Annotated in this window: 17 protein-coding genes; 5 read left to right on the top strand and 12 right to left on the bottom strand. The window is 42.0% G+C overall.

What is annotated here, in order from left to right:
• Positions 1–24: 24 nt before the first annotated feature.
• Genes L0657_RS01375 through L0657_RS01360 form a run of 4 tightly spaced genes read left to right on the top strand, consistent with a single transcriptional unit; the run spans position 25 to position 2821 of the window.
• On the top strand, positions 25–522 hold the full coding sequence (locus L0657_RS01375) for a cupin domain-containing protein (RefSeq protein WP_235148581.1): 498 nt from the start codon (positions 25–27) through the stop codon (positions 520–522).
• 8 nt (positions 523–530) lie between these two features.
• Entirely contained in the window at positions 531–1721 is a 1191-nt protein-coding gene (locus L0657_RS01370; RefSeq protein ID WP_235148579.1) for an NAD(P)-dependent alcohol dehydrogenase, read from the top strand.
• A 16-nt stretch (positions 1722–1737) separates the two neighbouring features.
• Positions 1738–2235 carry a cyclophilin-like fold protein gene (locus L0657_RS01365; RefSeq protein ID WP_235148578.1) on the top strand — a complete coding sequence of 166 codons (498 nt, stop codon included), beginning with the start codon at positions 1738–1740 and terminating at the stop codon, positions 2233–2235.
• A 1-nt stretch (position 2236) separates the two neighbouring features.
• Positions 2237–2821, top strand: coding sequence for a sugar O-acetyltransferase (locus tag L0657_RS01360; protein WP_235148576.1), 585 nt, complete (start codon positions 2237–2239; stop codon positions 2819–2821).
• A 150-nt stretch (positions 2822–2971) separates the two neighbouring features.
• Here the strand turns inward: L0657_RS01360 and L0657_RS01355 are convergent, their stop codons facing one another.
• The 12 genes from L0657_RS01355 to L0657_RS01300 all read right to left on the bottom strand — a co-directional run bounded on the left by L0657_RS01355 (position 2972) and on the right by L0657_RS01300 (position 11325).
• Positions 2972–3721 (bottom strand): metallophosphoesterase, encoded by a 750-nt coding sequence (locus L0657_RS01355; RefSeq protein ID WP_235148574.1) that lies wholly within the window; start codon positions 3719–3721, stop codon positions 2972–2974.
• The gene (locus L0657_RS01350; RefSeq protein WP_235148573.1) at positions 3718–4494 is read right to left on the bottom strand and encodes a metallophosphoesterase; all 777 of its coding nucleotides are present in this window, start codon (positions 4492–4494) and stop codon (positions 3718–3720) included. Before L0657_RS01350 ends, L0657_RS01355 begins: the two co-directional genes overlap by 4 nt.
• The gene (locus tag L0657_RS01345) at positions 4494–5552 is read right to left on the bottom strand and encodes an ArsO family NAD(P)H-dependent flavin-containing monooxygenase (protein WP_235148572.1); all 1059 of its coding nucleotides are present in this window, start codon (positions 5550–5552) and stop codon (positions 4494–4496) included. Before L0657_RS01345 ends, L0657_RS01350 begins: the two co-directional genes overlap by 1 nt.
• Positions 5539–6633 carry an ACR3 family arsenite efflux transporter gene (arsB, locus tag L0657_RS01340; RefSeq protein WP_235148568.1) on the bottom strand — a complete coding sequence of 365 codons (1095 nt, stop codon included), beginning with the start codon at positions 6631–6633 and terminating at the stop codon, positions 5539–5541. Before arsB ends, L0657_RS01345 begins: the two co-directional genes overlap by 14 nt.
• 103 nt (positions 6634–6736) lie before the next feature.
• Positions 6737–7150, bottom strand: a complete 414-nt coding sequence (locus L0657_RS01335) for an arsenate reductase ArsC (RefSeq protein WP_235148567.1) — start codon at positions 7148–7150, stop codon at positions 6737–6739.
• Between the two features lie 182 nt (positions 7151–7332).
• Complete coding sequence (locus tag L0657_RS01330; protein WP_255717725.1) at positions 7333–7830, bottom strand: GNAT family N-acetyltransferase; 498 nt, start codon at positions 7828–7830, stop codon at positions 7333–7335.
• 62 nt (positions 7831–7892) lie between these two features.
• On the bottom strand, positions 7893–8471 hold the full coding sequence (locus L0657_RS01325) for a DUF6428 family protein (protein ID WP_235148566.1): 579 nt from the start codon (positions 8469–8471) through the stop codon (positions 7893–7895).
• A gap of 48 nt (positions 8472–8519) precedes the next feature.
• A complete protein-coding gene (locus L0657_RS01320) occupies positions 8520–8849 on the bottom strand; it encodes a helix-turn-helix transcriptional regulator (RefSeq protein ID WP_235148562.1) in 330 nt (109 codons plus the stop codon).
• Between the two features lie 181 nt (positions 8850–9030).
• On the bottom strand, positions 9031–9267 hold the full coding sequence (locus L0657_RS01315) for a hypothetical protein (protein WP_235148559.1): 237 nt from the start codon (positions 9265–9267) through the stop codon (positions 9031–9033).
• 235 nt (positions 9268–9502) lie between these two features.
• Entirely contained in the window at positions 9503–9940 is a 438-nt protein-coding gene (locus tag L0657_RS01310) for an Rrf2 family transcriptional regulator (RefSeq protein ID WP_235148558.1), read from the bottom strand.
• Positions 9941–10051: 111 nt separating this feature from the next.
• Complete coding sequence (locus L0657_RS01305) at positions 10052–10510, bottom strand: DUF1569 domain-containing protein (RefSeq protein WP_235148556.1); 459 nt, start codon at positions 10508–10510, stop codon at positions 10052–10054.
• 92 nt (positions 10511–10602) lie between these two features.
• Positions 10603–11325, bottom strand: a complete 723-nt coding sequence (locus tag L0657_RS01300; protein WP_235148554.1) for a DUF3891 family protein — start codon at positions 11323–11325, stop codon at positions 10603–10605.
• A 199-nt stretch (positions 11326–11524) separates the two neighbouring features.
• On the opposite strand from L0657_RS01300, the gene L0657_RS01295 reads away from it, so the two are divergent.
• The gene (locus tag L0657_RS01295; RefSeq protein WP_235148552.1) at positions 11525–12703 is read left to right on the top strand and encodes a glycosyltransferase; all 1179 of its coding nucleotides are present in this window, start codon (positions 11525–11527) and stop codon (positions 12701–12703) included.
• The last annotated feature ends 1 nt before the right edge of the window (position 12704 follow it).

The following is a 12704-nucleotide window of genomic DNA, read 5'->3' as shown; positions in this document are numbered from 1 at the left end:
GATTTTATTAAAATATTTATGCTAATGAAAAGTTTTAACAATTACCTGACACATGCACTTTTGATCGCTGTACTGGTGTCAATCGCAGCTCCCGGAATCGCTCAAAAAAGCGAAACGAATCCTGATGTAAGTCTCGGCATTTTCCCCAAAGGCAAACTTGGTCCTGCTGACCATTTCACTGGCAAAGCCTGGAATTATGATATGGTACCCAGTGATACAACGCTTTCCACGGTGATTGGCAATGTATACTTTGAACCAAAAGCAAGGAGCAACTGGCATTCGCACCCGGCCGGGCAAATTTTAGTGATCACAGACGGCATCGGCTATCACCAGATTAAGGGTGAACCAAGGAGAGACCTCAAAAAAGGTGACGTTGTCACTTGCCCACCCAATGTCGTCCATTGGCATGGTGCCAGTCCGAAGACCGGCATGCAGCAGCTTTATATTCTCCCCAACACAGAAAAAGGAATCGTAAAATGGTTGCAACCTGTGACCGAAGAGGAATATAATAATCAAAACTAAACATTGATATGGAAAAATATAATCATAACAAATCAGGTCAATCCAGAAGAAAATTTATTTTGCAAACAGTAATGGCCGGCGGTGGTTTGACGATGGCTGCGCAAACCAGGCTTTTTTCTCAAACGTTCAAAAGTTCAGCAGCTAATAATATCAAGTCAAAAGGATATGCGGCCAAGGACGCGTCAGGAAAATTGAGTCTCTGGGAATTTGAACGCAGGCCAGTTGGTGATGACGATATTCTGATTGATATCAAATTTGCCAGCATTTGTCATTCGGATATTCATCAAATGAAAGGTGACTGGGGCAAACAAATATATCCGCAGGTACCAGGCCACGAAATTGCCGGGATCGTTACTGCCATTGGAAAAAATGTTACCAAATTTAAAGTTGGTGATCGGGCCGGTGTTGGTTGTATGGTAGACAGCTGCATGGACTGCGAGAGCTGCAAAAAAGGCGACGAGCAGTTTTGCGACAATGGTAAAACGCTGTTCACCTACGGAAACCCTGAAAAATCTGCTCCGACGGGCATAACACAGGGAGGTTATTCTAATAATATTGTGGTCAGGGAGCATTTTGCTATTCATATTCCTGACCATATCAGCCTGGAACAGGCTGCACCTTTGTTATGTGCGGGCATTACGACTTATTCTCCTTTGATGAAAGCGTCAATAAAAAAGGGGGACAAATTTGGTGTTGCAGGTATCGGCGGGCTCGGACATTTGGCTGTGAAGCTGGCTGTATCCAAAGGCGCCGAAGTATATGCCTTTACAACTTCTCCGGACAAAGTGAAGGAAATACTTTCTTTTGGTGCAAAAGAAGTGATTGTGGTTGACGATCTGGCTAAATTAAAAACATACAAAGGCTTGCTTGATTACATGATCGCTACGATTCCGGTACAGTACGATGTTGCTTCTTATGCTTCGGTTGTGAAAATCAATGGTTTTTATACGCAAGTCGGAATGCCAGAAGGATTCAATCTTACGTTAAGCAACATCGGCCTGGCCAATACCCGCGTCAATTTTAATGCTTCACTCATTGGCGGTATTCCACAGACCCAGGAAGTTGTACAGTATTGCGCCGATCACAAAATATTTCCTCAAATTCAGATTATTAAAGCGGCTGACGTGAATGAAGCCTGGAAAAAAGTAATCGACAAAAAGGCGCGTTACAGATTTGTAATCGATGCTGCTACGATCTGATAAACAATCAAATGTGATGAAAAATACATGGATCATTTTAATACAACTTACACTCGTAGTTGTTGCCTTTATGGCATGTAAAAACGATGATATGGAAACGGTAGAGACAATAAAAAGTAGAGCACAGGAAGATATTAAAACGCCAGATACCACAGTTAATCGCTTGATTTTACAGATCGGCGAAAAAACGTTTTCTGCGACACTGGCAAACAACGCGACAGTTACTGCATTCAAGGCAAGATTGCCGCTGACCATTTCCATGGATGAACTGAATGCAAATGAAAAATACTACCGATTTTCCGGTAACCTTCCCAGCAATCCTTCAAATCCGGGCAGAATCGAAAATGGCGATATCATACTCTACACTTCAAACACGCTGGTGCTGTTCTATGAGACATTTTCTACATCTTATACCTACACACGTATTGCAAAAATCGACGACGTTTCCGGGTTAAAAGCAGCGCTTGGCTCTGGAAACGTTACTGTGTTGTTTTCTTTGGATAAAACAAATTGATATGAATGATCAGGAAAAAGAGCCAGCCATTTTTAAAAGGATGCGATCAGGCGAGGTGATTCGAAAGGACGATCAAGGCTATGAAGACTTTACAAAGGCAGTTGCAAAGACCATTCAGCTTTGTGTAGAGATGAATGCGAATGCGACAGATATGGACGACATGCGGCAAAGATTGAGTGAAATTATTGGCATTCCCATTGATCAGTCAACGACCATTTTCCCTCCTTTTCATACAAACTTTGGCCGGTTTATCCGTTTGGGCAAAAACGTGTTTATAAATCATGCATGTTCCTTTCTGGACATCGGTGGAATCTATATTGAAGACGACGTGCAGATCGGCCCGCGGGTAAATATTACTTCCGAGAACCATCCGACTGATACGGCAGATAGAAAAGCGCTTATTTTAAAACCCGTTATTATAAGACAAAATGCGTGGATCGGCGCAGGGGCAACGATTTTGCCTGGTGTAACGATCGGCGAAAATGGGGTAGTTGCTGCGGGCGCAGTAGTCAGCCGCGATGTGCCGGCAAATACGATTGTGGCAGGTATACCTGCCAAAGTGATAAAAACCAACTTTGATTATTGATCAAGACATACGTGAACCCCCTCTCTCACAACGTTATTAAAAGTTTCGAAATAGCGTCATTTAAATAATTGGACTGGCGTCTGTCAAATTGAAAATTAAAACAGATTGCGCCGGTAAATTAGATTCTTACAAAATTCCAGACTGCCCTAATCAGTATGCTCCTCTTAAATTATCTGCAAAAGCATAAGGTAATAAGCTTAGTTCCACCGCCTGCGCTGCTTTTTCCACATCGTATTTTACCCGGATGAAGTCCACCTGAATGCCATACCTGGTTTTCGTACTTGCCGAAGCATCGATCGTCAGTATTACGTAACATGCCCTTACATCACCGTCTTTTGGCTTTCCAACCGAACCTGTATTGATCAAATGATGGAAATGATCTGCCCCGTTTTCACCAGAATTAATAATGCGGTGATACGGTTTATGCGAATGACCGAAACACAAAATATCAGTTTTAAATTCTTTAAGCATTTCAGACATATAGTCCTCTGGCAATTCTTCCAGCAGGTATTCATTGATACTGCGCGGACTGCCATGCACCAATAGCATATTCAGTGAATCGTCATTTAACTGAAATTCAAGTTTTAAATGTCTCGGCAGCGTCAAAAGATATTCCCGCTCTTTATTGCCCACGAGCTTGTAAGCGTATTCACTGCTTTTTTCAGTGCTGCATTCATCCTGTGAAGGAAGTATTTTTGCCACTTTCAGATCATGATTTCCGGCAATGGTAGCAATGCCATGGCTGCGGATCAGACCGATCACCTGGTTGGGCCAGACATTATAACCCACAAGATCACCCAGGCAATAAACGGCATCTGGTTTTTGTTTTTCCAAATCTTCGAGCACAGCTTCGAAAGCAGGCAGATTGGCGTGGATATCAGATAACAGTGCTATTCTCATTTGGCGATACGTAAGGATTCGGCGTAGGCATTGGGAAGAATACAATCCTCCACCGCTTTGGCTGCCTTTTCAACATCATATTCAAACCGGACAAATTCTACCGCGATACTTTCTTTATCTGAAACGGATGCATCCTGATTGATATGCAAAATCACATATCCGCCTCGCGGATCCCCGTCTTTTGGTTTACCAACCGAACCAATATTGATCGCATGACGGAAATGATTACTGCCGTCGTCTTGCACAGAATCCAGAATCCGGAGATAGGGTTTGTGTGTATGGCCAAACAGCATCACATCGGCATTAGCCTGCTCCATGATCCGCAGCATACTTTTTTCATCACGATCTTCGAACAAATATTCATTGATCCGGCGCGGGCTGCCATGTACGAGAAGCACAGAAAGCGGTTGATCATTCAATTGAAATTCCAAACGAATATGAGCAGGCAAGGTCAGCAGGTAGGCTCTTTGCTCCTCCTTCATAATCTCGTTGGTGAAGGAAATTGAAACCTTGCCATTTGCCTTTTCGTCGTCCGTCTTATAAGCACATCCGCAGTCATCGCTGCTTCGGCCAATACCAAAATCGTAGTTTCCGGCAATGGTCGGTATACCCCGTTTTCTGATCTCATCAACAACCTCGTTAGGCCAGATGTTGTAACCCACCAGGTCACCCAGACAATAAATCGCGTCGGTGTCACGGCTTTCAACATCTTTAAAAAAGGCCTCTAAGGCAGGCAAATTGGCATGAATGTCTGAAAATAAAGCAATTTTCATTATTTCTGTATTTTTAAATATTCAACTATTTCACTGACCGTCTGACGTGCAGAACGGCCGACACCGATTAAAGTAGCCGACGCAAAGCCGGTAAAACTTCCGTAACCTACAAGCCAGAGACCTTCTACATCTACGGACCTGGTGCCTTCGCAATCCGTTTTTCCCTTTTCCTGCAAAATACCCAGGCCTCTCAGATGACCGGTTGCGAACCCAAATCCCGTACACCAGATTATCGCATCAAAAGGCTGTCGGCTGTCGTCCTGCCAAACAACCCCATTTTCATAAATCTCCTTAAAAGTTTCCCGGGTTTCGAGAACACCACGTGAGCGGGCTTCTTTCACGGTCGGCACCATGACCACGTTTCCTATATTGTATTGTGAAGGGACAAACTCCTTACCTTCCTTCATCGCATTGTATTTGGCGGATGCTACATCAAAAAGTACTCGGCCATCCACATCATCAGGCAAATATTCCGGAGTATTTTGTGCCGCCCAGACTGTTTTAGCCACTTTGGAAACTTCTGCCAGTATCTGCGCGCCGGAGTTTCCTGCGCCCACAATGAGTACATTTTTATCTTTAAAAGGCTCCGCGTTTTTGTACTGTGCAGAGTGCAGCTGATGTCCTTTGAAAAGATCTTTTCCTGGCACTTCAGGTATGAACAGATTTTGAAAAGTGCCGGTTGCCGAAATCACAGCCCGACTCTGATATTCGCCCTGGTCAGAAATCACCGTGAAAACAGTTCCGTTTTTTTGAACGTCTGTCACTTTCACACCATGTTGTATCCGGATTTGATAACGTTCCTGATAGGCACTTAGATAATCCAGGACTTCCAGTTTTGAAGGAAATTCGTTTTCAGACTTGGGCATCATCCAGCCAGGCAGCGAGCTGTACTCGGCTGGCGAAAACAAGGTCAGCGAATCCCATGTGTGCTGCCAGGCTCCACCGCCCTGCGGCTGGTCATCAAGGATAATATATTTCAAACCGGCACGGCGGAGGAAGTATGCGCAGGCCAAAGCACTCTGCCCGCCTCCGATCACAATCAGATCATACATTTCCATGTTGTGCAGGAACAGTGTCAGTCTTATAGTATTTGTCGCGTAACCAAAATGCTACGTTAACGAGTGCAATCAAAGCAGGTACTTCCACGAGTGGCCCGATCACACCCACAAAAGCCTGGCCTGAATTGATACCAAACACGCCAATCGCAACCGCGATCGCCAGCTCAAAATTGTTACCCGATGCTGTAAAGGCAATGGATGCGTTTTGTGAATAATCAGCTCCCTGCGCTTTTGCCACAAAAAAGCTGACCAGAAACATGATAACAAAATAGATCACAAGCGGAATTGCGATCAGAAGCACGTCGCCGGGCAATTGTATTATGAGCTCACCTTTCAGTGAAAACATTAAAATAATTGTTGATAACAACGCCACCAACGTAATTGGTGAGATGAAAGGAATAAATTTTTGTTCATACCACTGCTCACCTTTTAGTGCTGTCAGCCCAACGCGGCTCAGCACGCCGGCAGCGAATGGAATACCCAGATAAATACCAACACTCACTGCAATTTCAGCGATGGTTATATCCACATCCAGACCTTTCAAACCAACCAAAGGAGGAAGGACAGTTATGAAAAAGTAAGCATAAAAACTATACAACAAAACCTGGAAAACACTGTTTAACGCCACCAGTCCGGCAGCATACTCCCGACTTCCTTCTGCAAGCTCATTCCACACCAGCACCATGGCGATACAGCGGGCAAGGCCAATCAGGATAAGCCCGATCATGTATTCAGGATGGTTTGGAAGAAATATAATAGCGAGAATAAACATCAGCACTGGCCCGATAATCCAGTTCAGCATCAGCGAAACCGTCATCACTTTTGTATTGCGGAACACCTCGCCCATTTTATTGTACTTCACTTTGGCAAGTGGCGGATACATCATTAAGATCAGCCCGATCGCCAGCGGTATGTTTGTCGTACCACTTGAAAAAGTATTGATGTAAGCAGGTATCGATGGCACAAAATTGCCAAGTCCCACACCAATGGCCATGGCGATGAAAATCCATAAAGTTAAATAGCGGTCCAGAAAGCTGAGTTTCTTTCGGTTGGCCGCTGGGGCACAATTTGTAGCAGACATAAGTTTAAGCTATTAGCTTTTCGCGGATAGCTCGCTGGCTGGTCGATATCCGCAGTTTTTCATAAATTCGATTTAAATAACATCCAGCCCAGACGCAGAATTATTAAAGATTTGTCTTCACAAAATCTTCACTATATTCCTTAATCATTTCCCTGACAGCCCGAAATTCCTCTTCAACCTCTTCATCGCTACCGACAGCTTTGGCTGGATCCGGGAAATTGTGATGGAATTTCTTTGCATTCGTAGGAAAATACGGACAGCGCTCTTTGGCATTGTCACAAACGGTGATCACAAAATCAAAGTCGATATCTGTGTATTCTTCTATATTGTTTGAAGAATGATTCGAAATGTCAATCCCGTCCTCAGCCATGATTGTTATGGCTTTCGGATTGACACCATGTGTTTCAACCCCCGCACTATAAACAACGGCTTTATCGCCGGCAAATTTTCCGAGATATCCTTCTGCTATCTGGCTGCGGCAGCTATTGCCGGTGCAGAGCACTAATATTTTTTTCATAGTTTTTGGTTAATTGGTTACACAGAGCCTTACAGAGGATAAAAAGAGTTACACAGAGTTTTTTATCTCTAGTAACCTCGTCTAACTCCCATAAATCTTTGTACGAACCGGCATCCATTCTTCTTAAAACTCTGTGAATCTCCTTTTTGACTCTATGGTCCTCCGTGTAACCTACACCGTACTCAATCCATTCCCACAACCTTGCTTCTTCTTTCCAGAAGATTAACACTTCGCCAGACTCCGTTCATTTTTCCAATGTTTTCCCGAAATCCGATGAGCCTGAAACCGTTCCGGGTATGAAGACTCATACTCGCCAGGTTTTCCGGGAATATTCCAGCCTGTAAAGTCCAGTAACCAGTCATTTCGCTTTGTCTGATTAAGTGTTTCAAAAGCATATCACCAATCTTTTGTCCTCTGAATCTGCTTCCTACATATACACTTACTTCGGCTACACCTGCATAAACGCATCTGCCGGAAACAGGCGTAAGGGCGGTCCAGCCAATAACTTCATTATCGTCATTCAGTGCGACATACCGTAATTCCCGTGTATGAGATTTGTCCCAAACGTCCCATTCCGGAGGACTTGTTTCCAAAGTAGCCTGTCCCGTAGCAATACCTTCTGCATAAATCTCACGGACTGCGGCCCAATCATCAGCCTCCAGACTGCGTATTGATATCATAAAAATAAGTATTTGAAGATCTCATCTATGACTACTATTGATTAGCTAATTGCTAAAAGCTATTAACAACAACCACCGCCGGGTGTACAGCTTTGATTTTCTGCACCAATGGTTTCCAATACAAGCGTTTGTTTTACTGGTGCGACTGTATTTTCAGCAGGCGTGCAGCACGCTTCACCCGTTGGCGTCGTTCCGCAACTTTCTCCTCTTGTAATGGCTTTGCATTGTGTATAGTCCGCCGCCAGTCTCACGGTGAAGCTGTCACCTTCTGAAACAAATTCTGACGGGTACATCTGGCGGGTATCAAACTTGGAATTACCAAATTCGATTTTAACTATGCCAAGAGGATTAAGTGGAAGTGATTTTTCAACCAGATTCACAATGGATAGTGCTTTGCTGACCTTCATCGCGCGGTCTTTCTCCGACACGGACGGCTCCCAAAGTTGTACGATAATTTCTGTCCAGCTATTCATTACCCCGCCACAATCCACCGAAACAATAGGTGCCTGCTTGATTTCGGTAATGTGATACGAAGCATCCACAAATATCCCCTCAGCATACTCGAATTGAAGTACCTGCTCAGCATTTTCTAAAAGCATATTTTTAAATGCCTGCCAGTTCAATGGACTCAAATTATTCATTGCTATGTTACGATAAATATAATATAAAAAATTTATTCCAAAATCTAATTAATTGCAACAATTCGGTGCGACTTCCGATTCGAAAATCTCTCCAAAAATTGCCTTAGCTTCCTGCCAGACCGTTTCATTGATACAATAACAAACCCGAGGAGGATTGATCTCACCATGAAGGATACCAATATTTTTGAGTTCCTTCAAATGTTGTGAAACTGTCGCCTGTGCGAGCGGCAAGACCTCCACCAGATCACCACAAACACATGATTTCTCTTTCAATAAATGCTGAATGATCGCGATGCGCGCAGGATGTGCAAGCGCTTTTGCTAAATCAGCGATGCGGTTTTGTTTATCCGTGAAAACCTGTGTCTTTGTAACTCCCATAATTCAAAGGTAAAACCTTATTTTCTTATTGCAATAATACGATAGATATTAAATAAAAAAAATATGCTTCTGAAAACTTCCGAAGAAATGGAGTTGACGAATGAATTGTGGACTATAAATGAAGGATGCTGGATTTACATAAAAAAGCAGTGCATAAGTAATACTTCATTAAAAATCTTTCTCAAACCAGGATCACCTCACTCGGCATCACTTCACCGTCGCTTGTCTGGGCTTCATATTCCAAAGATAATTTTTTGCCGGTTGCATCTGCCTCTTCCAGGAGTTCAAAAACTTTTCTTTCACCCAGCATCAATAGTGCCTGAAACAGAACACAGGAGTAATTATATTCTTCACTTCCAACTCCTTTTTCTTTTCCTAAATCGTTGTATTTTCCGAATAAATCCTTGCCTTTCCCCATAAGTTTAAGATTATTTTCTGGTAAATGTTGAAATGATATTTTATGAGATTGATCGTTAATTAAGCCAATCTATATGGTATAAATATCCAAAAATTTCTTTCAATCTACATAATTTAGTTAAATTATTTCCGATTGCGAAAAGATATTTATCGAAATTCAAGACAGACGGTGTGAAATTTGATTATTAACCTATTGCCTGATGATCAGAAAAAATTCTCGTATTTCTGGCTCAACATTACCTCTCCTTAATAAAACTTAAACCCGCATTCAGGCTTTCATTAAAATCTCCTATGGCAGCAGAATGGAGTGTTACTTTAATTTTTTCACGGATATTTTTGAACTCAGTGTGAAGTGGGCAAGGTTTCGTTTCTGAACAATTTTTCAGTCCAAGACCGCAACCGATGAATAACTTATCGCCATCAATGGCTGTTACAACATCTCCGAGCGTTTTTTTTCTCGAATTTTTGTCTATGTAAAATCCTCCATTAGGTCCCTTTGAAGATTGCACGATTTCCCTTTTGCTCAGATCCTGTAAAATTTTCGCAATAAAATGCACAGGCGAATCAATACCAGCTGAAATCTCTTTGATACCAACTTTAGTCCCATCCTCGGATTTCTGAGCGATGTAGATCACCGCCCTGATCGCGTATTCACATGTCTTCGAAAAAACCATTCTGTATTTATTTAGATACAAAATTAGTTATTCCAAACTTAAAATAAAGAGTTTTTTATCTTTTATCTAATCAGGCTTTTTTAGGATTACATATTCTCGGAAATCAGCTGCCTATACCCCAAACTGAGTAAGATGGTGATCAAGATGTTTGTAAAACATGTTATTCCATTCAGTGCAGCTCAGCTTCCCGAAAGAATGGGATTCTTTTCCTTTAAAATGCATTTTCCCCAATTCCTGGGTTTTTAAGATATATCCGATCAGCCTTTGTTTTTCGTTTTGAAAATCCCGCTCATCAGAAATAATGAAATCAGGTGCGGTTCTTGTGTTTTTGGAATACGGCTTTTCGCTTACAACCTGATTCTTTACAAACATTTTGAGAATAAGTTTCATCACCAGCCCGGGTGGTTTGTGTTTATCTTCATAAACATATTCATATGAAACACAGCAATGGGCGAGCATTTGAGCAGCATTCATTTTTCCCCAGAGTGGTTGCCGCTGACTATCTAACTTCTCAATCCGGTTAATCACTTCGCGGGAAACGGCTTTACAGAAAATATCAGGGAGAGGCATACTTAGCTTTGATTTAGTTGAAAATACAATTTAGTCAAAAAATATTGCTAAAAAATAACTTCATACACTTAACCAAAAATAACCTAATTTTCTTATTTGATCAATTGAAAGGTATTTATTTCAACTGGTGTTTTCATTAAAATTTCTCTGAACTCCTGATCACTTTCAAATTTCAATTGTCTGAGCGTCCGCGACTCATAATGGACTTCGAACTGACTCGTCTCGAACGGCCATGGATCAACGCAAAGCACATTTTCCTGTCGAGCATGAAGCTGATAACAAAGGTCGTCAGGACCTCTACTGATCTCTATTTTCCTATTTTCAGGCTGAATTAATTGCTGACAGATCAAAAGTGAAAATGCGTCGCACCATTCAATGATAGCATATGCCTTTTGAATTTCCTCTTCTGTTACAACGATCTCATCACGCCAAACCTTATCTGATTTAAGTAAATTCCTGCAATATTTTACAGCATCTCTATCCTCTGAATCCGCGTGCAAAAATTGAATATGATGGGAAATGAGTAAGGCAATAAATCGACTTTTCGACAGAGCCTGACGGACCAGACGATCACATTTGTCCTTTTCGAACGATCTCATTTTAAAATTGACAGGGCCACCGTTTTCATTCAATACCACTTCGCCATCTTCAAATTCGTTAAAAACATCGTCATGTTCCGTTGCAGCGATAATCGTTTCGAACCAGCGTTCTGGACGTGCCTTTCTCTTCCAGTTAAAGCAAATCTCACCAGCCAATAATCCGTGCGCTCTTTGAGAAATAATTTGCCAGCCGTCTTCTTTGTAATTAACAATCATGTTATGAAGAAATTTTAAAATCAGAACACTCAGGAACAAAAAGTATGCCCTTTCAATCTCCGTTCGATAGCAAACTGATGATCCTTAAAATGAATTCGATATTGACTCCGAAATATGTTCATTTGGCACAGTTTTTAATTGCATTGCTCATCACTGCGGTATGTAAAATGCTGCATTTCATTTAATTGTTCAAATAAAGATGGTACAAACTTCTTTGGAAGAAACTGCCGAGGTTGTTCAAGTTTCGGCTTCTGATTTATTCAATGCCATATCACCTGCACCCAATCTGAAATTGTCGGTCATTCTTCCTGTGAGGAACGAACTGGACAACTTACCAAAAACGCTGGACGCGTTGCGCAAGCAACACGATAATATGGGTAAGAAGATTTCTTATGACCAATATGAAGTTTTGCTGCTTGCTAATAATTGCTCTGACGCGTCAGCTGATTATGCACGCAGGTATAAAAAAAGATATCCTAATTTTAATTTGTTTATAGAAGAAATTAAGCTTGCCCGGGACGTCGCGCATATAGGCACTGTACGCAGACTTTTAATGGATGCTGCTTATAATCGCTTTGAAGAACTGGGCAAGCCCGACGGAATTATCGCCAGCACGGATGGTGATACAGAAGTGGATAAGAACTGGGTATTCAATACAATTGAAGAAATAAAAAAAGGGAACGATGTGGTAGGCGGCAGGATTCTTACCCGCCCGGAAAACACTGTTGCCAGAGTTTATTATTTAAGAGACGTTACCTATAAACATCTGGTTTCGCGGATTGAAACGCTTCTTGATCCTCAGGATAATGATCCCTGGCCGAGGCACTATCAATGTTTCGGAGCAAGTTTTGCCGTTACATGTTCAATATACGATCTTTCAGGAAGACTCCCCGTGATTCCATTTTTGGAAGATATGGCGTTTCATAAAGCCTTGAAATGTATCGATGCGAAGATCCGTTTGAGTCCTTTAGTCAAAGTGATCACTTCAACACGAATTCAGGGACGGGTAGATTTTGGTTTTTCTATACAATTGAAGCAATGGGGTGAAATGAATGAAGCCCATGACCCGGTTTTAGTCGAGCCGGCCGAAGCCTTGTTCAGAAAACTTGAAGCACGAAAACTTTTACGTCAGTACTGGTTACAGGATGATGAGCAAAAAAAAGCATCTCCCCTACTTTCAACCGCATCTGAAATCCTTGAATTGGATCAGCATTGGTTAGCTCATCTTGTAGCGGAAACGAATTATTTTGGTATGTTCTGGGAAACTCTTGAAGACGAGCTGACCCATGGCGTATGGTCAGAAAAATGGCAAAAAATGGACGTCGTTGAAGTTATTCCACAATTAAAGGCCAAAATTCTGGAATTTGAAAAGAATTGAA

It is taken from the genome of Dyadobacter sp. CY345, assembly GCF_021502725.1.
In the GTDB taxonomy this organism is placed as follows: Bacteria; Bacteroidota; Bacteroidia; order Cytophagales; family Spirosomataceae; genus Dyadobacter.
Note: the sequence above shows the minus strand (reverse complement) of the source record. Positions and strands in the feature narration are given on the sequence as shown.